Source organism: Pseudomonas sp. KH_040 (assembly GCF_057839305.1).
Window position 1 is genome coordinate 2991431 of sequence record NZ_CM174487.1, and the last position, 21226, is coordinate 3012656.

16 protein-coding genes are annotated in these 21226 nt (G+C 60.8%); 6 read left to right on the forward strand and 10 right to left on the reverse strand.

All coding sequences use genetic code 11. From position 1 onward, the window contains the following. Nucleotides 1-157 precede the first annotated feature (157 nt). Nucleotides 158-1468: an MFS transporter gene (locus AC3IUF_RS13480; protein WP_007912199.1), complete on the reverse strand. Its 1311-nt coding sequence runs from the start codon at nt 1466-1468 to the stop codon at nt 158-160. Between the two features lie 171 nt (nt 1469-1639). On the opposite strand from AC3IUF_RS13480, the gene AC3IUF_RS13485 reads away from it, so the two are divergent. The 4 genes from AC3IUF_RS13485 (at nt 1640) to AC3IUF_RS13500 (ending at nt 7292) form a co-directional block, all read left to right on the forward strand. Then, nucleotides 1640-2761: a sugar diacid recognition domain-containing protein gene (locus AC3IUF_RS13485; RefSeq protein WP_007912197.1), complete on the forward strand. Its 1122-nt coding sequence runs from the start codon at nt 1640-1642 to the stop codon at nt 2759-2761. Between the two features lie 246 nt (nt 2762-3007). Beyond that, nucleotides 3008-4147 carry a glycerate kinase gene (locus AC3IUF_RS13490; RefSeq protein WP_489281274.1) on the forward strand — a complete coding sequence of 380 codons (1140 nt, stop codon included), beginning with the start codon at nt 3008-3010 and terminating at the stop codon, nt 4145-4147. Between the two features lie 290 nt (nt 4148-4437). Continuing rightward, entirely contained in the window at nt 4438-6063 is a 1626-nt protein-coding gene (locus AC3IUF_RS13495) for a methyl-accepting chemotaxis protein (protein WP_489281276.1), read from the forward strand. A gap of 41 nt (nt 6064-6104) precedes the next feature. Next, on the forward strand, nt 6105-7292 hold the full coding sequence (locus AC3IUF_RS13500; protein ID WP_489281278.1) for a pyridoxal phosphate-dependent aminotransferase: 1188 nt from the start codon (nt 6105-6107) through the stop codon (nt 7290-7292). 143 nt (nt 7293-7435) lie between these two features. Here AC3IUF_RS13500 and AC3IUF_RS13505 read toward each other — a convergent pair whose 3' ends face one another. From AC3IUF_RS13505 to AC3IUF_RS13540, 8 genes are all read right to left on the reverse strand, one after another. Then, nucleotides 7436-8413, reverse strand: coding sequence for a 2-hydroxyacid dehydrogenase (locus AC3IUF_RS13505; protein WP_489281280.1), 978 nt, complete (start codon nt 8411-8413; stop codon nt 7436-7438). 13 nt (nt 8414-8426) lie between these two features. Next, nucleotides 8427-9725 (reverse strand): MFS transporter, encoded by a 1299-nt coding sequence (locus tag AC3IUF_RS13510; protein ID WP_447785210.1) that lies wholly within the window; start codon nt 9723-9725, stop codon nt 8427-8429. 59 nt (nt 9726-9784) lie between these two features. Next, nucleotides 9785-10828 (reverse strand): sugar kinase, encoded by a 1044-nt coding sequence (locus tag AC3IUF_RS13515; RefSeq protein ID WP_489281282.1) that lies wholly within the window; start codon nt 10826-10828, stop codon nt 9785-9787. Continuing rightward, nucleotides 10821-11603, reverse strand: coding sequence for a sugar phosphate isomerase/epimerase family protein (locus tag AC3IUF_RS13520; protein ID WP_007912182.1), 783 nt, complete (start codon nt 11601-11603; stop codon nt 10821-10823). The genes AC3IUF_RS13515 and AC3IUF_RS13520 overlap by 8 nt, the downstream gene beginning before the upstream one ends. A 174-nt stretch (nt 11604-11777) precedes the next feature. Then, a complete protein-coding gene (locus AC3IUF_RS13525) occupies nt 11778-12806 on the reverse strand; it encodes a LacI family DNA-binding transcriptional regulator (RefSeq protein WP_489281284.1) in 1029 nt (342 codons plus the stop codon). Nucleotides 12807-12947: 141 nt separating this feature from the next. Continuing rightward, nucleotides 12948-13589 carry a DUF1345 domain-containing protein gene (locus tag AC3IUF_RS13530; protein WP_007912177.1) on the reverse strand — a complete coding sequence of 214 codons (642 nt, stop codon included), beginning with the start codon at nt 13587-13589 and terminating at the stop codon, nt 12948-12950. A gap of 141 nt (nt 13590-13730) precedes the next feature. After that, complete coding sequence (locus AC3IUF_RS13535; RefSeq protein ID WP_007912175.1) at nt 13731-16829, reverse strand: efflux RND transporter permease subunit; 3099 nt, start codon at nt 16827-16829, stop codon at nt 13731-13733. Between the two features lie 15 nt (nt 16830-16844). Further along, complete coding sequence (locus AC3IUF_RS13540) at nt 16845-18002, reverse strand: efflux RND transporter periplasmic adaptor subunit (protein ID WP_489281287.1); 1158 nt, start codon at nt 18000-18002, stop codon at nt 16845-16847. A gap of 265 nt (nt 18003-18267) precedes the next feature. Here AC3IUF_RS13540 and AC3IUF_RS13545 point away from each other — a divergent pair, with 265 nt between their 5' ends. Continuing rightward, nucleotides 18268-18969 carry a response regulator gene (locus AC3IUF_RS13545; protein WP_007912171.1) on the forward strand — a complete coding sequence of 234 codons (702 nt, stop codon included), beginning with the start codon at nt 18268-18270 and terminating at the stop codon, nt 18967-18969. Nucleotides 18970-18973: 4 nt separating this feature from the next. After that, nucleotides 18974-20275, forward strand: a complete 1302-nt coding sequence (locus AC3IUF_RS13550) for an ATP-binding protein (protein ID WP_489281289.1) — start codon at nt 18974-18976, stop codon at nt 20273-20275. 128 nt (nt 20276-20403) lie between these two features. Here the strand turns inward: AC3IUF_RS13550 and pncA are convergent, their stop codons facing one another. Beyond that, entirely contained in the window at nt 20404-21030 is a 627-nt protein-coding gene (pncA, locus tag AC3IUF_RS13555) for a bifunctional nicotinamidase/pyrazinamidase (protein ID WP_489281291.1), read from the reverse strand. Nucleotides 21031-21226: the final 196 nt, after the last annotated feature.

Below are 21226 nucleotides of genomic sequence, written 5' to 3' on the forward strand. Positions count from 1 at the left end.
AGATCGGCTCCCTTTCCCCCTCGCCCCGTTGGGGGCGGTCCGACGTTTCGGGAGGGCTGGGGTGAGGGGGAAAAGATCTCCAGAACACCACAAAAGCCCAGCCGAAACCCCAATAAAAAACGACCCTGAAAAGGGCCGTTCTTCTGGCATCAAAACCTCAAGCCCGCAACGTCCGCGTCATGCGCAGCGCCAGCAAACTCCCGCCAACAATCACCCCCGCCAGCAGATACAGCGCGGCATCGGTCGACCCCGTGCTGTCCTTGACCCAACCCACCAGGTACGGACTGAGGAACCCGGCCATCTGCCCCATCGAGTTGATCAACGCCAGCCCACCGGCCGCAGCACCCGCACTCAACATCGCCGTCGGCACCGGCCAGAACATCGGCAGGCCAGTCAGCGCACCCATGGTGGCAATGGTCAGACCGAGAATCGCAATCGCCGGGTTAGCCGCGAAGTTAACCGCAATCACCAGACCGATCGCGCCCATCAGCATCGGCACCACCAAGTGCCAGCGACGCTCCTTGCGCAAGTCCGCCGAACGCCCGACCACCAGCATGAACACCGCCGCCAGCAGATACGGAATCGCACTCAGCCAGCCGATCACCAGGTTATCGCTAAAGCCGAGATTCTTGATGATCGATGGCAGCCAGAAGTTGATCGCGTACACGCCACTCTGGATGCAGAAATAGATCAGGCCAAACGCCCAGATCGCCGGGTTCTTGAACACCGCCAGCAGCGAGTCGGACGTAGTCTTCGGCTTGTTCGCCAAATCTTCCGCCTGATCCGCTTCGAGCACGGCGCGCTCATGCGGGCTCAGCCATTTGGCGTTGGCGAAGCTGTCGCTCAGCAGGAAATAGGCGAGGGCGCCGAGAATGACTGTAGGAATGCCTTGCAGCAGAAACATCCACTGCCAGCCGGCCAGACCGCCCTGGCCCGCCGCGAAGTGATTGAGAATCCAGCCCGAGAATGGGCTGCCAAGCAAACCCGACACCGGGATCGCCGACATGAACAACGCCATGATCCGGCCACGGCGGAAGGTCGGGAACCACTGCGAGAGGTACAACACGACGCCCGGGAAGAACCCGGCTTCGGCCGCACCGGTGAACAGGCGCAGCGTGTAGAACTCGGTCGGGGTGGTGACGAACAACAGGCAGGTCGACAGCGTGCCCCAAGTGATCATCATTACCGCGATCCAGCGCCGTGGGCCGAATTTGGTCAACGCCAGATTGCTCGGTACGCCGCACAACACGTAGCCGATAAAGAAGATACCGGCCCCGAGGCCGTACACGGTTTCGCTGAATTTCAGCGCGTCGAGCATCTGCAGTTTGGCAAATCCAACGTTGACCCGGTCGAGGTAGTTGAACAAGTAGCAGATGAAAATGAAGGGGATCAAACGCAGGGTGATGCGTTTGTAGACGGCGTTTTTATCGTCATCGATGGTCTGGGTAGCTGCGGCGCTGTGCGACATAGCGGCTCTCTCTTTATTATGATTTTTTGCGATGCAAAGGGTAACGTTGATCGCCCCGAGAGTCTCGGCCACCTTTGGCCGGATTGTCTTTGTGCCTGAGCACAGGGTTTGCCGCCAGACCCTGTGCGGGTGAACAACTGCCAGTGCCGAAATTTAAGGATTGCCGCCGTTATGTTCGAACTCGATCACGACCTCGCCCAGGACATCGTCGACCGGGCCATGGCCATTTTGCCCTACAACGTCAACGTCATGGACAGCCAGGGGCTGATCCTCGGCAGCGGCGAACCGGAGCGCATCAACACTCGTCACGAAGGCGCGCAACTGGTGCTGGCCAACGGTCGCGTGGTCGAGATCGACGCGCAGACGGCCGTGCATTTGAAGGGCGTACAACCGGGCATCAACCTGCCGCTGTTACTCGATCAGCGCTTGATCGGCGTGCTCGGCATTACCGGCGAACCGGAGCAACTGCGCACGTATGCGGAACTGGTGCGCATGACCGCCGAAATGCTCGTTGGCCAGCGCAATCAGCAGGCCGAACAGCAATGGCGGCGCCAGCGTTGTGATGATTTGCTCGCGCTGCTGTTGAGCGAGGCGGGTGACTCGCCGCGTCTGGTCGATGAAGCGCAGCAGCTCGGGCTTAAACCGCAACTGACGCGGGTGCCGTATCTGTTCGAGCTGGGCCTTGAACATGGGCCGGGGCAAACCGTCGAGGCGTTGAGTGCCTGGCTGATGTCGCGTTATCCCGATAGCTGGTGCGTGAGTTCGGCGAAGTCATCGCTGCTGTGGTGTCGCCCGGCGAATCAGACCGTCGAGCACGACCGCTTACTGGAAAAACTCGACGGCCTCGGCTGGAAGATTCTGCGCATCGCCGTGGGCGGGCAGGCCGATGGACTGGCCGGGTTACGTCGGTGTTATCGGCGGGTTGGTGATTTGCTCGCCTATGGCCGGGAAGTGTTGCCGCACTCGCGATTGCTGACGCTGAACCGCTATCGCTTGCCGGTGATGTTGTGGCGGCATCGCAATGACGATGCGCTGGACGAATTGCTCAAGCCGCTGCGCAAGGTGATCGCCAAGGACGGCAACGGCCAGTTGCTGGCGACGCTGCGCAGTTGGTGCGAGCACGATGGTCAGAGTCAGGCGTGTGCCGATGCGTTGGGGATTCATCGCAACAGTTTGCGTTATCGGATGGAGCGGATTGCTGAACTGAGTGGGGTTGATCCGTTGCGGCTGGACGGGATGTTGGCGCTGTATCTTGGGGTGCAGCTATTACCCCAGACAGATCTGTCGGCATGAGGTGATTTTGAGGCCGCCATCGCTGGTAAGCCAGCTCCCACAAGGGTTGATGGTGTTCACTGCATTTGTGTTCACCGACAATCCCTGTGGGAGCTGGCTTGCCAGCGATGGCGGCCGAACATTCACCGCCACTTTCCCTGTCTTTGTGAAAATGAACAATAAACGCCCCCGCCACTTGTGCAGCGGACCGGCGTCAACGCTCAGGCAGACTGGCAGCATGAGGGGCATTGCAACCGGAGAATTCGCATGAAGATCGTCATCGCCCCCGATTCGTTCAAGGACAGCCTCAGTGCCCAAGGCGTCGCCGAAGCCATTGCCCTCGGCCTTGCTCAGGTCTGGCCGCACGCGACCTTGGTCAAATGCCCAATGGCTGACGGTGGCGAAGGTACGGTCGAATCGATCCTTGCCGCGTGCGAAGGCGAGCTGCGCCGCACCCGCGTGCGCGGCCCTTTGGGCACAGCCGTCGACGCTGCATGGGGCTGGTTGCCGCACAACCACACCGCAATCATTGAAATGGCCGAGGCCAGCGGCTTGCAATTGGTACCGCTGGGGCAGCGTGATGCCTGCATCAGCAGCACTTTCGGTACCGGCGAACTGATTCGCGCAGCGCTGGATGCCGGCGCGCAACGGGTGATTCTGGCGATTGGTGGCAGCGCGACCAATGACGGCGGCGCCGGGGCGGTGCAAGCGTTGGGCGTGAAGTTGCTCGATGCGCAAGGACAGACGTTGGTACCCGGCGGCTTGGCCTTGGCGCAACTGGCGCGTGTCGATTTGAGCGAACTTGACCCGCGACTGGCGCACGTGCGCTTCGATATCGCAGCGGACGTCAATAACCCACTCTGCGGTCCGCACGGAGCTTCCGTGATTTTCGGCCCGCAGAAAGGTGCCTCACCGGCGCAAGTGCAGCAACTCGATCAGGCCTTGGGGCACTTCGCCGAACTGTGCGCACAAGCGTTGGGCAAAGACGTTCGTGATGAGCCGGGCAGCGGCGCGGCAGGTGGTCTGGGGTTTGCCGCCAAGGCATTCCTCGGCGCGCAATTTCAAGCCGGGGTTGAAGTGGTTGCCGAACTCGTCGGCCTCTCCGAAGCGGTCAAAGGTGCCGATCTGGTGATCACCGGGGAAGGGCGCTTCGATGCCCAGACCTTGCGTGGCAAGACGCCGTTCGGTGTCGCACGGATTGCCAAACAGCACGCCGTGCCGGTGATCGTCATCGCCGGAACGTTGGGCGAGGGTTACCAAGAACTCTACGATCACGGCATCGATGCAGCATTCGCCGTGACCAGCGGCCCGATGACGCTGGAGCAGGCCTGCGCCGAAGCACCGCGCCTGTTGCGCGAACGCGCGACGGACATCGCCCGTGTCTGGCAGCTCGCTGTCAAACGCTGAGCCTGATCAGCTGCCGAAGGCTGTGATCTTTTGATACTGCTTTTAAACGTCAAAAGATCGCAGCCTCGTTCCACTCGACAGCTCCTACACAAAACAACCAACTGTGTTTCATTGCTGTAACACCCTGAAAAATAGTTGCTCTTGACCCGCAATCTTCCTAAAGCCTGGCCGATACAGCTAACAGGCGCGCACATAACTTCCTAAAACAGTGACGCCGGACTGGACCCGCCCCCCTCGGGCCAGTGATGACGCATGGACGCTCGTAGTTTCTATCTTTCGAGAGCTCAACTATGTCCCTGCGTAACCTGAATATCGCGCCCCGTGCCTTCCTCGGTTTTGCCTTTATCGCCTTGCTGGTGATCGTCCTCGGCGTGTTCGCCGTCAACCGCATGTCGATCATCCGTCAGGCGTCCGTCGAGATGGATTCGACGCAACTTCCCAGCGTGACGCAACTTGCCGTAGTGACAGAAAACGTTCTGCGTCTGCGGATTCTGTCGTTCCGCGTGCTGGTCAACCGCGAAGCGGCCGGGTTGCAGGAAGCGCAGACCCGCATCGGCGTTCTGGTCGACAAGGTTCGCGCCGCCCAGGCCAGTTACGCCGCACTACCGGCAAGTCCGGAAGAGCGGGCGTTGTACCAGACCTTCGCGACCACGCTGGACAACTACCTGCAAGCGCAGAATCAGATGATGGAGCTGTCGCGCCAGGACAAACTCGACGAGATGCGCACCCTGATCAACACGCGGATCAAGGACGGCACCGACCAGATGGGCGAACAGCTCAACCAGCTGATAGCGATGAACGCCGCCGATGCAAAGACCGCTTCGATTCAGGCCGGCCAATATTATGACAGCGCCATCACCGGCATCATTATCGTCGCTGTTTTCGCAGCCGTTGCCACGGTGCTACTGGCCTGGCTGCTGACCCGCAGCATCGTCACGCCGCTGAACCGTGCCGTGCAGGCCGCGCAAACCATTGCTGACGGCAACCTCACCAAAGTCATCGAAATCGACGGCAAGGACGAAGCGACGCAGTTGCTGCAGGCGCTGGCCACCATGCAGAGCAACCTGCGCAAAACCATCGAGCAGATCGCCGGCTCCGCCACGCAACTGGGCGCCGCAGCCGAAGAACTCAGCGCGGTGACTGAAGAAGCCTCCCGTGGCCTGCAGCAGCAGAACAACGAAATCGAGCAAGCTGCCACCGCTGTCAACGAGATGACCGCCGCCGTCGAGGAAGTTGCGCGCAACGCCGTGTCGACCTCGGAAGCCTCGAACCAGTCGACCCACGCCGCCCGCGAAGGCCGCGATCAAGTAGTGAAAACCGTCGACGCCATCCAGACCATGACCCACGACGTGCAGAACACCGCGCACATGATCGAAGGTCTCGCCGCGCAGGGCCGTGACATCGGCAAAGTGCTCGATGTGATCCGCGCCATCGCCGAACAGACCAACCTGCTGGCGCTCAACGCGGCCATCGAAGCGGCCCGCGCCGGTGAGGCCGGGCGGGGGTTTGCAGTGGTGGCGGACGAAGTGCGCGCACTGGCTCATCGCACGGCGCAGTCGACCCAAGAGATTGAAAAAATGGTCGCCGGCATTCAGAACGGCACGGGCGAAGCGGTTTCGTCGATGCAGCAAAGCAACCAGCGCACCCAGACCACTCTGGAAATGGCCCGCGCCGCCGGTGTGGCGTTGGAGCAGATCACCCAGTCGATCCATCAGATCAACGAGCGCAACCTGGTCATCGCCAGCGCCTCGGAAGAACAGGCGCAAGTGTCGCGCGAGGTCGACCGCAACCTGGTCAACATCCGCGATCTGGCCACGCAATCGGCCGCCGGGGCCAACCAGACCAGCGCCGCGACCCACGAATTGTCGCGTCTGGCGGTGGATTTGAACGCCATGGTGGCGCGTTTCGTGATTTGAGATACGGTGAAGGCTGGAGACCGCGCAATCAGGAGACGTACATGCGCTATTCAGCCTTGACCCAACGAATCGCCGGAGAAGGAGCCGCCGCCTGGCAGATTCACGACCGAGCGCTGGAGTTGCGCGCCGAGGGTGTCGATATCCTGCTGCTGAGCATCGGCGATCCGGATTTCGATACACCTCTGCCAATTGTTCACGGCGCGATCGATAGCTTGTTGGCCGGCGATACCCATTATTCCGAAGTACGCGGTCGTTTGGCACTGCGCAAGCTGATTGCCGAACGGCATCGTCAGCGCAGCGGGCAAGCGGTCGAAGCCGACCACGTAATCGTTATGCCCGGCGCGCAATGCGCGGTGTATTCGGTGGCGCAATGTCTGCTGGATCCAGGCGATGAAGTGATTGTCGCCGAACCGATGTACGTCACCTACGAAGGCGTGTTTGGCGCTTGCGGCGCGACAGTGGTGCCGGTGCCGGTGCGCCCGGAAAACGGCTTTCGCGTAGACCCGTTCGATGTCGCTGCGCGGATCACGCCGAAAACCCGCGCCATGCTGCTCAACAGTCCGAACAATCCCAGCGGCGCGAGCCTGTCACTGCTGATCTGGCAGGAACTGGCGGCGCTCTGCGTGCAGCATGACTTGTGGCTGATCAGCGACGAGGTCTACAGCGAACTGCTCTATGAAGGTCAGCACGTCAGCCCGGCGAGTTTGCCGGGCATGGCCGAGCGCACGGCGACAATCAACAGCCTGTCGAAATCCCACGCCATGACCGGCTGGCGCATCGGCTGGATGATCGGGCCGACATCGCTGGCCGAGCATTTAGTCAATTTGTCGCTGAGCATGTTGTTCGGGTTGCCGGATTTTGTGCAGAAAGCCGCAGAGATTGCGTTGCAGTCAGACCTGCCGGAAGTGACGCAAATGCGCGAGGAATATCGCCTGCGCCGGGATCTGGTGTGTGAACGTTTGAGCGGTTGTCCGGGGTTGTACCCGATTCGCCCGGATGGCGGCATGTTTGTGATGGTCGATGTGCGCCAGACCGGGCTGGGCGCCCAGGCGTTTGCCGAGCGGTTGCTGGAGGGTTATGGCGTGTCGGTGCTGGCCGGTGAGGCGTTCGGGCCGAGTGCTGCGGGGCATATTCGTATTGGGCTGGTGCTGGATCGGGTGAAACTGGCGGATGCTTGTGCGCGGATTGCGTTGTGTGCGGCGCAGCTGTTGCAGGCGCGCAGTGCCTGATGGTTTTGCGTTGCCTGCACTGGCCCCATCGCTGGCAAGCCAGCTCCCACAGTGATTTGAGGTGGACATGATATTTGTGTCCGCTCGAGAACCCTGTGGGAGCTGGCTTGCCAGCGATTGGGCCAGAACAGGCACTGAAGATCTCAGCCCTGCCAGGCCGATGGATTCACCAGATTCGCCGGCTTCTCTCCCTTCAACGCCGCCAACAGATTCTCCACCGCACAGCGCGCCATCGCTTCGCGCGTCTCATGCGTCGCCGAGCCCATGTGCGGTGTCGCCACCACATTATTCAGCTGCAACAGCGGCGAATCATGGTTCAGCGGCTCACGCTCAAACACATCCAGCCCCGCCGCACGAATCCGTTGATGACGCAGCGCCTCAATCATCGCCGCCTCATCGACCACCTTGCCCCGCGAGATATTGATAAAGATGCTTTCCGGGCGCATCAGTGCGAACTGCTCGGCGCCGATCAAGCCTTCGGTCTGCGCCGTCAACGGCAAGGTCAGGCAAATGAAATCGGCTTGCTGGAGCAGATCTTCGAGGCTGCGGTATTGCGCATCAAATCGCGCCTCGACCGCGGGTTTGCGCGACTGGCTGTGGTAGATCACCGGCATGCCGAAACCGAAATGCCCACGCTGCGCCAGCGCTTCGCCGATGCGGCCCATGCCGATAATCCCCAGCGTCTTGCCATGTACATCGGTGCCGAAATGCGTCGGACCGATGTTGCGGCTCCATTGGCCGCTGCGCACCATGTTCGCCAGTTCCACCACACGCCGGGCAGCCGCGAGGATCAGCGCGAAACCGGTGTCGGCGGTGGTTTCGGTAAGTACGTCCGGGGTGTTGCTCAGGAGGATCTGGCGTTGGTTCAGGTAATCGATGTCGTAGTTGTCGACGCCCACCGAGACGCTGGCGATGGCTTGCAGCTGCGGCGCCAGATCCAATAACGCCGCATCAAGTTTCAGGCTGGCGCCGAGCAAACCGTGGGCACGGGGCAGGGCGTCGCGCAGTTGCATGACACCGTCGGCGTCGAGGCTGTCGATCAGCGTCACTTCGCACTGCTCTTGCAGACGCGCCATCAGCGCGGGCGAAAGTTTCTTGTACAACACGACCTGTTTTTTCATGGCAAAAGTCTCTTCAGGAATGCGCTGGCACGGCACGCGTGGCAACGGCTTTGGCAACGACGCGATCACTGGCGCCGGGCTTGAGAAAAATAGTCAGCACCACCGACAGCAGCAGCGCGCCGCTCATCAGCAGGTACGAAGCGCCGGGCGAACCGGTGGAGCTGTTCAAATAACCGACCAGATACGAGCCGCCGAACGAACCGAGCGCGCCCATGCTGTTGATCAGCGCCATCGCGCCACCGGCAACGTTGGCCGGGAGAATCTCCGGGACGATGGCAAAGAACGGCCCGTAAGGTGCGTACATGCAAGCGCCGGCAATCACCAGCAGCGTGTACGACCACCAGAAATGTTCAGCGCCCAGTGCATAAGAACCGTAGAACGCAATAGACGCGATCAGCAGCGGCGGCCAGACAAAACGTTTGCGCTTCTGCAACTTGTCCGAACCCCACGACACCAAAAGCATGCCGATCACCGCCGCCAGGTACGGCAGCGCCGACAACCAGCCGGCCTCGATCATGTCCATTTGCGCGCCAGCCTTGAGGATCGACGGCAGCCACAGTACAAAGCCGTAAACGCCGATGCTCCAGCAGAAAAACTGCAGCGCGAGAATGATCACCTTCGGCGAACGGAACGCCTCGGCGTAGTTCTTCACCGCTTTGATGCCGACCTGTTCGGCAGCGAGTGCGCTTTCCAGATCGTGCTTTTCCTGATCATTGAGCCACTTCGCCTGAGCCGGACGATCATCGGCCAGACGCCACCAGATAAACGCCCACAGCACCGCCGGCAGGCCTTCGATGATGAACATCCAGCGCCAACTGAAATGCTGCACCAGATAACCCGAAACCACTGACATCCACAGCATGGTCACCGGGTTGCCGAGGATCAGAAAAGTGTTGGCCCGCGAGCGTTCGGCACGGGTGAACCAATGGCACAGATACACCAGCATTGCCGGCATGACAGCGGCTTCGACGACACCGAGCATGAAGCGGATGACGATCAGCCAATAGGCATTGGAGACCACGCCGGTCAACGTGGCGAGACCGCCCCAGAGAATCAGGCTGACGAAAATCAGTTTCTTCACGCTGTGCTTTTGCGCGTAGATCGCACCGGGCACCTGGAAAAAAAAGTAACCGAGGAAGAACAGTGCACCGAGCAGCGATGACAGGCCCGGGGTAATCATCAGGTCTTCGGCCATGCCCGAGGCGGCGGCAAAACCGTAGTTGGCGCGATCGAGATACGCCAGGCTGTAGGTGATGAACACGATCGGCATGATGTACCACCAGCGGCGGGTGGCGAGGGTTGCGGTTTTCATGGGTCTTGCTCCTGAGCTTGTTGTTTTTGTCGCAGCAGGTTCAATAAATCGGTTGCCTGTCAGGGCCTCATCGCTGGCAAGCCAGCTCCCACAGGGATCTCGGGTATGTCAAAGATTGCATTTCCACCACCAACCCTTGTGGGAGCTGGCTTGCCAGCGATGGCGGCCTCAAATTCGCTGAAGAGTTCGGCCCGGGTCGGAAGGCCCTCCATATCCCCGCGACTCTGCACCGCCCGACTGCCAATCCAGTTCGCGCGCTGCGCCGCCTCGGCAAAACCCTGATGCTCCAGCAGGGCGCTGATCATCCCCACCGCAAAGCCGTCACCGGCACCGACCGTGTCGACGACATTGGTCACCGGCACACCCGCGACAAAACCCTGATCCAGATGCGTTCGGTAATACGCACCCTGCGGGCCAAGTTTGATCGCCACCGCTTCGGCACCTTGATCGAGATAAAATGCAGCAATGTCCGCCGGGTCTTCGAAACCGGTCAGCAAACGGCCTTCACTCAAACCCGGCAGCACCCAATGGGCGAGGGCGGCGAGGCGGTTGATCTCGGTGATCATTTCGCGCTCGCTGGCCCACAGGCTCGGGCGCAGATTGGGGTCGAAGGACACGCTGCGCCCGGCATTGCGCATGCGTGTCATCAGTTCAAAGGACATCTCCCGCGTCGAGGCTGAGAGCGCCGGTGGGATGCCCGTGGCATGCAGATGACGAGCGCTTAGCAGATTGGTCGTAATCGACTGCGGCGACAAATGACTGGCCGCCGAACCGCGCCGGAAATACTCGACCTGCGGATCGCTGCCATCGTCATTGCGGGACTTGAACTGGAAACCGGTCGGGTGTTGTTTATCGACATCGACATGGCTGCAATCCAGGCCTTCCTTGATCAAGGTCTGCACCACAAAGCGCCCGAGCGAATCGTTACCGACGCGGCTCAGCCATGCGACGTTGAAACCCAGACGCGAAAGCCCGATGGCGACATTGCTGTCAGCCCCGGCGATGCGCTTGTGGAAGTGCTCGACGGCGGCCAGATCACCGGTCTGCTCAGCGACCAGCATCGCCATGGTTTCACCGAACGAGAGAATATCGATCTCAGACATGAGCAGGCTCCAGGCGGGATTGGCCGAGGCGGGCGAGGGCGGCTACGTGCTCGCTGGTCAGTTGCACCAGATCTTCGCCCTGCAATGGGTATTCGGCGGCGCGCATAACGCCTTGGGCCATGTGCCGCAACAGTTGTTCCCACAGGTGTAAGTCGCTGATGGCGGGCGGCACCGCGACCAGTTTGCCGTCAGCGCGACGGGCCACGGCTTTGCAATGCACATAACCGACATATCGGCCGAGCAGGCGGGCGGCGCTGGCGGCGGACTGGTCTTGCCACTGCCAGTTGCCGATGTCGAAAGTCATTTTGATTGGCAGGTTGTGCTGCTCGACGGCAGCGAAGAAACGCTGAAATGGCTCGATGCGCCCGCCGTGTAAAGTCTGGTCGTTTTCCACCAGCAACTGCACTGGGCTGCGTTTCAAACGCTCGGCCAAAGTTTGCAGATCGTTGGTGTCGGTGAAGTAGCCGAGAGAAACCTTGAGCCACTTTGAGCCGAATGCTTCGGCCTGTTGCAGCGCGGTGATCAACTCGGGATTAGGCTGCGCCTGCCCGGCGAGCCACAGTTCGGTGGGGGAGGAATAGATGCTTTGCAGGCCCTGCGCCTCGGAGGCCTGAGCCAGTTGCGCAGGGTCTTCACGCGTCAGCAGCTCTTCGCGCCACTCGATGCGATTGGCCCCGGCCGCAGCCAGAACAGCGATGAAAGCATCCTGCCCGCGCTGGCGCACAAGCTCGGCGCCGTAGCTGGACAGACTGATGGAAACGGCGGGTTTATTCATTGTTATTGACCTCTGAAACCGGTTTCATTTTTGTTCAAAAAAATATCAGGTGTTTCTGTGTTGTCCTTTTGGGCCTCATCGCTGGCAAGCCAACTCCCACAGTGTTCGGGTCGTACACAAGGCTTGGTACACCTCTAAACCTGTGGGAGCTGGCTTGCCAGCGATAGCGTCAGCTCAGACACCGCCAACCTCACGGGTTGACCCACGCTCCACCAGCACCGGCGCAAAATCCACCACCTGTGCCACCTCCTCATCCCCACGCAAGCGTTTGAGCAGACACTCAAACGCCCGCGCACCAATCTCTGCCGTCGGCTGAGCCAGCGCGGTAATCCCGCTGCCCACCAACGGATACCAATCCAGATCATCCAGGGCAATCAGCCCGACATCCTCGAACAATCGGCAACCCATTTGGCGTAACGCAGTCGTCGCAGCCAGCGCCGCTACGCCATTGGCGCAAAACAGCGCTTTCGGACCATTACCGGGTGTGTTTAAAAAGGTTTGAAGTTGCGCGTTCAGAGCGTCGCCGGTTTCCAGCACCGCCCCGGTCAGGGCCGACCGTTGGGCAATCTGCGCCTGAAAACTGCTGACCCGTTCGATTCGCGAACTGGTGCCGTCAAAGGGTTCAGTCACCAGCACCAGATCCCGATAACCACGTTGCTGCAGATGCGTAAGCGCCATTTCCACAGCTTGCGGGTTGTTCAGTCCGACCATGTCGCTGTCGAGCCCGTCGACCTTGCGATCCACCAGCACCAGCGGCATCTCGCGGCGCAACTCGTGCAACTCGTCGCGATGATGCCCCAGCGTGTTCACGATCAGCCCTTCGATGTTGTACGAGCGCAACAGCGCCAGATGCTGGCGTTCCTGCTCGTCATCGCGGTCGGTGTTGCACACCACCAGGCTGTAGCCGTGCGCACGGCACGCGGTTTCCACCCCGTGCATTACGGCGATCGAATAAGGGTTGCGGATATCGGCCACCAGCATGCCGATCAGGCGGGTACGCCCACGTTTCAGGCCGCGAGCCATTTGGTTGGGGCGGTAGCCGAGTTCGCCAATTGCCTGCTCGATGCGCAGGGCAATGGTATCGGAGAGCAGGGCGCGGTCCTCGCCGATGAAGCGCGAGACGCTGGCTTTGGACACGCCAGCGCGTTCGGCGACATCAAGCATGGTCACGCGGCTGCGCTGGGCGGCGGAGAAGTCGTTCACGGTCTGAAACCTTGTTATTGGATTTATAGGCTCAACGTCTGCATGCAGCGCTGAAACCGGTTTCAGGAAACACCAAAAACAAATCTTCCGTCAAGTGAATGATCGCCAGCGGTCTTTGTGTCGCCGACGGGCGGGATCACGTCAGCCGAACAAACCCGCGGCGATATTGATCGAAAATCCCAGAATCGCGGTGTTGAACACGAAGCCGATCAACGATTGCGCCAGTACGATTTTGCGGATATCGCGGGTGGCCACGCCGACATCTGCAGTTTGCACGGCGACGCCGATGGTGAAGGAGAAGTACAAGAAGTCCCAATAGTTGGGGGTAGTCAGCCCCTCGGCGAAGCGCAACGCCGGCTCTTTGCCATTCCAGGTGTAATACAACCTGGCGTAGTGCACGCAGAAAATCACCCCGATCAGCAGCCACGAGCCGATCACCGTCAGCGCGGTGAAACCGTAGTGCAGCAGTTTGCGCGTGGTTTCGAGGTCCTTGCTGCCAGCCAGCTCGAAGGTGATGGTCGCCAAACTCGCCAGCGCGGCGATGCACACCACGAACAGCACCAGCCCGGCGTTTTCGTCTTCGACTTCAGCGATGCGTTTCACGTCCGGAGCCTTGGCGCGCACGGTCAGCCAGAACATCAGGATCAGGTAAGTCCAGACGCCAGCGTTCCAGCCGATGAGGATTTTGCTGACGATGGAATCGGCGGGGACCAACAGACCGGTAGCGAGGCCGAGGAGGGCGGCGGCAGACAGACGAGGGTGGGTGCGGGCGAGGAAGCGCATGGGGACTCACGTTGGTGAACTGTCTCTGCACCATAGCGTACGCAACCCTGCTTTTGTAGGAACTGCCGAAGGCTGCGATCTTTTGATCTTCTAAAAGCAAAGTCAAAAGATCGCAGCCTGCGGCAGCTCCCACAGTTTGGATCAGTGGGGTTTGGTGAATCGTTGTACGAGTTTCATGACCACGACGAAGAAGACCGGCACGAAGATCACCGCCAGCGTTGCGGTAATCATCCCGCCGATCACGCCAGTACCGATCGCCTGTTGGCTCGCCGAGCTGGCGCCGGTGGCAATGGCCAATGGCACCACGCCAAGAATGAACGCCAGCGACGTCATCACGATCGGCCGCAGACGCAAACGCGCCGCCTGCAACGTTGCATCGATCAGGTCGTGACCTTCGTCATACAGGCTCTTGGCGAACTCGATGATCAGGATCGCGTTCTTCGCCGACAGACCGATGATGGTGATCAGGCCAACCTTGAAGAACACATCATTGGGCATCCCGCGCAACGTCACCGCCAGCACCGCGCCGAGCACACCCAGCGGCACCACCAGCAACACCGAAGTCGGAATCGACCAGCTCTCGTACAGCGCCGCCAGACACAGGAACACCACCAGCAGCGAAAGACCGAGCAGGATCGGCGCCTGATTGCCAGACAAGCGTTCCTGCAACGACAGGCCGGTCCATTCCTGACCCAGACCTTTCGGCCCCTGTGCAACGAGACGTTCGATTTCCGCCATGGCTTCGCCGGTACTGTGCCCCGGTGACGGTTCACCGGAAATCGCAATCGCCGGATAGCCGTTGTAACGGGTCAACTGCGCCGGGCCCTGAATCCAGTTGGCCTGTACGAACGCCGACAGCGGCACCATGTGCCCGGCGTTGTTGCGCACGTGCATTTTCAGCAGATCGGCCACCTGGCTACGTTGATCACCTTCGGCTTGCACGACGACGCGCTGCATGCGCCCCTGATTGGGGAAGTCGTTGATGTAGCTGGAACCGACGGCAGTGGACAGCACGTTGCCAATGTCGGCGAACGAGACGCCCAGGGCATTGGCCTGTTTACGATCCACGACCAATTGCACCTGCGGCGCTTCGGCCAGTGCGCTTTCACGCACGTTCATCAGCACTTTGCTCTTCTCGGCGGCCGCGAGCAGTTCAGTTCGCGCCTGCATCAAGGTCGCATGGCCAAGACCACCGCGATCCTGCAAGCGGAACTCGAACCCGCTGGACGTGCCGAGGCCATCCACTGGCGGTGGCAGTACCGAGAACGCCATGGCGTCCTTGATTTCACTCAGCGCGATGTTGGCGCGATCGGCAATCGAGCTGGCGGAATCATCACTGCCACGCTGTGACCAGTCCTTCAGCGTCGAGAATGCCAAAGCCGCGTTCTGGCCACTACCGGAGAAGCTGAAACCGAGAATCACCACACTGTCACTGATCCCTGGCTCGCCGGCGTTATGCGCCTCAAGCTGTTCAGCCACCGCCACCGTACGATTCTTGGTGGCGCCGGGCGGCAGTTGAATGTCGGTGATGGTGTAACCCTGATCTTCCACCGGCAGGAACGAAGAGGGCAGGCGCGCGAAGCACAGACCCAACCCGATCAGCAGCACCACGTAGATCAGCAGATAACGACCGCTGCGTTTCAGCGCATAGCCGACCCAGCCCTGATAACGATCGGTCAGGCGCTCGAAGCGGCGGTTGAACCAGCCGAAGAACCCGGACTTTTCATGATGCTCACCCTTGGCAATCGGCTTGAGCAGCGTCGCGCACAGTGCCGGCGTGAGGGTCAGGGCGAGGAACGCCGAGAACAGAATCGACGTCGCCATCGATAGCGAGAACTGCTGGTAAATCACCCCGACCGAACCTTGCATGAACGCCATCGGAATAAACACCGCGACCAGCACCAGGGTGATGCCGATGATTGCGCCGGTGATCTGCGTCATCGCCTTGCGCGTGGCTTCCTTGGGCGACAGGCCCTCGGTGGCCATGATCCGTTCGACGTTCTCCACCACGACAATCGCGTCGTCCACCAGAATGCCGATGGCCAGCACCATGCCGAACATGGTCAGCACGTTGATCGAGAAGCCCAGCGCGAGCATGGTCGCGAATGTACCCATCAACGCCACTGGCACCACCAGTGTCGGGATCAGCGTGTAACGCACGTTCTGCAGGAACAGGAACATCACCGCGAACACCAGCAACATCGCTTCGCCCAAGGTGTAAACCACTTTGGTGATCGAGACTTTGACGAACGGCGAGGTGTCGTACGGAATCTTGTATTCCACGCCCGCCGGGAAGTAGCGCGCCAGCTCATCCATCTTCGCCCGCACCAGCGTTGCAGTGTTCAGCGCATTGGCGCCCGGCGACAGTTGAACGCCGACAGCGGTGGACGGCTTGCCATTGAGGCGCGTGCCGAACTGATATTCCTGGCTGCCAATTTCGACCCGCGCGACGTCACCGATGCGCACGGTCGAGCCGTCGCGATTGGCTTTCAGCACGATGTCGGCGAACTCTTGCGGCGTCGACAACTGACCCTTTACCAGAATGGTCGCGGTGATTTCCTGGTTCGACGGATTGGGCAGGTCGCCGATGCTGCCGGCGGAGACCTGAGCGTTTTGCGCGACGATGGCTTCATTGACGTCAGCCGGCGTCAGGTTGAAAGCGATCAGCTTCTGCGGATCGATCCAGATGCGCATGGCCCGCTCGGCGCCATACAACTGCGCCTTGCCGACGCCCTCCAGACGCTTGATCTCGTTCATCACGTTGCGCGCCAGATAATCACTGAGCGCCACGTCATCGAGCTTGCCGTCGCTGGACGTCAGGGTGATCAGCAGGAGAAAACCGGACGAGACTTTTTCGACCTGCAAGCCCTGTTGATTGACCGCTTGCGGCAGACGCGACTCGACGACCTTGAGGCGGTTCTGCACATCGACCTGCGCCAGCTCCGGGTTGGTGCCCGGCTGGAACGTGGCTTTGATCGTCGCGCTGCCGAGGCTGCTCTGCGATTCGAAGTACAGCAGGTGATCGGCGCCGTTGAGCTCTTCCTCGATCAGGCTGACCACACTTTCATCGACGGTCTGCGCCGAGGCGCCGGGATACACGGCGTAGATTTCGATCTGCGGCGGGGCGACATCGGGATACTGCGCCACCGGCAACTGCGGGATGGCCAGCGCACCGGCCAACAGGATGAACAATGCGACGACCCAGGCAAACACCGGGCGGTCGATAAAGAACTGCGGCATAGAAAAGCGTCCTGCTTACTGACCAGAGGTCTGGGCAAGTGGAAGAGGGGTGTCGTCGATCTGCACGGTTTCGCCGGGACGGGCATGTTGCAGGCCTTCGATGACGATGCGGTCGCCGGGCTTGAGGCCGCCGGTGACGATCCAGCGATTGTTCTGCACCGCGCCCAGTTGCACCGGTTGCTCGGCGACGCGCATTTGCTCATCGACGGTCAGCACTTGGGCAATCCCGGCGCTGTCGCGCTGCACGGCGCGTTGCGGCACGGTGATGCCGTTCTGAATGGTTGCCTGCTCGAGAGGCACGCGAATGAAACTGCCCGGCAGCAAATCCAGGTCCGGGTTGGGGAATTCGCTGCGCAGGATGATCTGGCCAGTGCCCGGGTCGACCGTGATGTCGCTGAACAGTAATTTGCCCGGCAGCGGATAAAGGCTGCCGTCATCCTGAATCAGCGTGGCTTTGACCTGATCCTGGCCGACTTCCTGCAACTGCCCGGAGCGGAACGCGCGGCGCAATTCGTTGAGTTCACGGGTCGACTGGGTGAGGTCGGCGTGAATCGGGTTGAGCTGCTGGATCAGCGCCAGTGGTGTGGTTTCGTTCTGCCCGACCAGTGCGCCTTCGGTGACCAGTGCACGACCGACACGCCCGGAAATCGGCGCGGTGACGGTGGCGTAACCGAGGTTCAGTTTTGCGCGTTCGACGGCAGCCTTGTTGGCCGCAACGTCAGCGGCGGTTTGCCGGGCATTGGCGCGGGCGTTGTCGTAGTCCTGGCCGCTAATGGCGTGGTCGTCGATCAACTGGGCATAGCGCTGCTCTTGCAGTTTGGCCTGGAACGCATTGGCCTCGGCCTTGCGCAGCGCGGCTTCGGCGCTGTCGAGGTCAGCCTTGAACGGTGCCGGGTCGATGCGGAACAGCACGTCGCCCTTTTTCACGTCGCTGCCTTCGCGGAAGGTGCGCTGCAAGACCACTCCGGCCACCCGTGCGCGCACTTCGGCAATTCGCGGCGCGGCGATGCGGCCGCTGAGTTCGCTGCTGAGCGTCAGGGGATGCGCTTCGATCGTCTCGATGCGCACCGTGGCCGGTGGCGTCTGATCCTCTGCCTTCGAGGACGAATCACAGGCGCTCAGTGCCAGCGCCATCGCGATCAGGCCGAGCCCGGCCAGCAGTTTGTTCGACATGTACAACCCCCAATATTGATGTCCGCATCCTACGGGCAGACGCCGAGATTAGCGGTGAAGCTTTGTAGGCGCTGTGTGAAATTGTGTAAGGGTTTTGCTCAGGGATGGGCGAGGGCGTATATCCTTCAGGTCTTGAAATTTATTGCGACAGATAGATAGCTTTCGCGAGCAGGCTCGCTCCCACAAGGAATCGCATTCCAAGTGTGGGAGCGAGCCTGCTCGCGAATGGGCCTTATCAGTCGCCACAGCACTTTCTGGATCACCCATGCCCAACATCCTCCTGGTCGAAGACGACACCGCCCTCGCCGAACTGATTTCCAGCTACCTGGAGCGCAACGGTTATTCCGTCAGCGTGATCGGCCGTGGTGACCACGTGCGCGAACGGGCGCGGGTCAATCCGCCGGATCTGGTGATTCTCGACCTGATGCTGCCCGGCCTCGACGGCCTGCAAGTCTGCCGTTTACTGCGTGCCGATTCAGCGACATTGCCGATCCTGATGCTCACCGCCCGCGACGACAGCCACGATCAGGTTCTGGGCCTGGAAATGGGCGCCGACGATTACGTCACCAAACCGTGCGAACCGCGCGTGCTGCTGGCGCGGGTGCGCACCTTGCTGCGCCGCAGCAGCCTCGGCGAACCGCTGACCGCCAATGACCGCATCCTCATGGGCAATCTGTGCATCGACCTGTCCGAGCGCACCGTGACCTGGCGTGATCAACCGGTCGAGTTGTCCAGCGGTGAGTACAACCTGCTCGTGGTCCTGGCCCGTCACGCCGGCGAAGTGTTAAGCCGCGATCAGATCCTGCAACGCCTGCGCGGTATCGAATTCAACGGCACTGACCGTTCGGTGGACGTGGCGATTTCCAAGCTGCGCCGCAAGTTCGACGACCACGCCGGCGAAGCGCGCAAGATCAAGACCGTGTGGGGCAAGGGCTATTTGTTCAGCCGTTCCGAGTGGGAATGCTGAGCTGATGTTTCGCATCCTGTTTCGCCTGTATCTGGTGACGATCGTCTCGTACAGCGCGGCGATCTATCTGGTGCCGGATCTGGTGGTCATGGCGTTCCGCGATCGCTTCGTCACCTACAACCTCGACTATTCGCGCGGCCTGCAATCGCTGATTACCCGCCAGTTTCATGCAGTGCCGCATGAGCAGTGGCCGGCGCTGGCGGCGTCGATGGACAAGGATTTCCAGCCGCTGCACATCGTCCTGGCGCGCATCGACGATGCCGAGTTCACCGCCATCGAGCAGGAGCGTCTGCGCCGTGGCGAAAACGTTGTGCGTATCGGCGACTGGGGCTGGCGCACGCTGGCGGTGACGCCGCTGGATGACACCACCGCCGTGCAAATGGTCGTGCCGCCGGATCCGATGGACGTCAATCTGTTGTACTGGAGCATCAACGTGCTGATCGGCGCGAGCCTGCTCGCCTGCCTGCTGATGTGGTTGCGCCCACACTGGCGTGATCTGGAACGCCTCAAAGGCACCGCCGAACGCTTCGGCAAGGGTCATTTGAGTGAGCGCACGAAGATCGCCCAGAGTTCCAACATCGGCAGCCTCGCCAATGTTTTCGACACCATGGCCGGCGATATCGAAAACCTGCTCAATCAGCAACGCGATCTGCTCAATGCCGTGTCCCATGAATTGCGTACACCGCTGACGCGTCTGGATTTCGGCTTGGCGCTGGCTTTGTCCGATGACTTGCCGACCGCCAGCCGCGAGCGCTTGCTGGGACTGGTCGCGCACATTCGCGAGCTGGATGAACTGGTGCTGGAGTTGCTCTCTTACAGCCGCTTGCAGAATCCGGCGCAACTGCCGGAGCAGGTCGAGGTGTCGCTGGATGAGTTCATCGACAGCATTCTGGGCAGTGTCGATGAAGAGCTGGAATCACCGGAAATCGTCATTGACGTGTTGCTGCACGGCCAGCTCGAACGCTTCTCCCTCGACCCACGCCTGACCGCGCGGGCGATCCAGAACCTGCTGCGCAACGCCATGCGCTATTGCGAAAAGCGCATTCAGATTGGTGTGCAGGTCAATGCCGAGGGCTGTGAGATCTGGGTCGATGATGACGGCATCGGTATTCCCGATGACGAGCGGGAGCGGATTTTCGAGCCGTTCTATCGACTGGATCGCAGTCGTGATCGGGCGACCGGTGGGTTTGGCCTGGGCCTGGCGATCAGTCGTCGCGCATTGGAAGCGCAGGGCGGCACGTTGACCGTAGAGTCTTCACCGTTGGGCGGGGCACGCTTCCGGTTGTGGTTGCCCAATAACGCCTGAGCTACATGACGCTGAAAATATCCCTGTGGGAGCGAGCCTGCTCGCGAAGGCGGTATGTCAGCCAAATATGCGTTGACTGACCCGACGCCTTCGCGAGCAGGCTCGCTCCCCCATGGGGATTGCGTTGTTCAGACCAGCTCTGTGGATTGAATCAACCCGACCCCGGCACTTTGCATCCGTTCAATTGCTGCCGCCAGTGATCCATTCAGATCGATCGCCCGGCACGCATCCAGCACCACGTAGGCATTGAACCCCGCCGCCCGTGCATCCAGCGCCGAAAACATCACGCAGAAATCCAATGCCAGCCCCACCATGTAGACCGTATCGATCCCGCGCTCTTTGAGGTAGCCGGCCAGCCCAGTGGTGGTTCGGCGATCGGCTTCCAGAAAGGCCGAATAGCTGTCGATATCAGGATTGCAGCCCTTGCGAATGATCAACTGGGCATGAGGCAAGTCGAGTCCCCGGTGAAACTCGGCCCCTGCTGTCGATTGCACACAGTGGTCGGGCCAGAGTGTCTGCTCGCCATAAGGCAACTGGATGACATCGTAGGGCTGGTGACCGGGATGACTGGAGGCGAATGAAGCATGGCCGGTGGGGTGCCAATCCTGTGCAACGACGACCTGGGTGAACTGACGGGCGAGCCGGTTGATCAACGGCACGATCAGATCACCTTCCGGTATCGCTAATTGGCCGCCGGGTGTGAAGTCGTTTTGAACGTCGATCACCAGTAAGGCAGTGCGAGACGAAATCGCCATCGGGGGAGTACTCCTGGAATATGACTTTCTTCGGCGTGGAAGTAACGTTTCTCTTGGCACAAAACGACTGCTCAACGAATTCAGGCGTGGGATAAGCCGCTCTACGATTGCTGCGAATGGCGCCGGCTTTCGTTCGCCTTTTGCGATCACTCCGACCAATGGTAGCGTTTTTACCGGTTTTACAGGGTTCACCTGT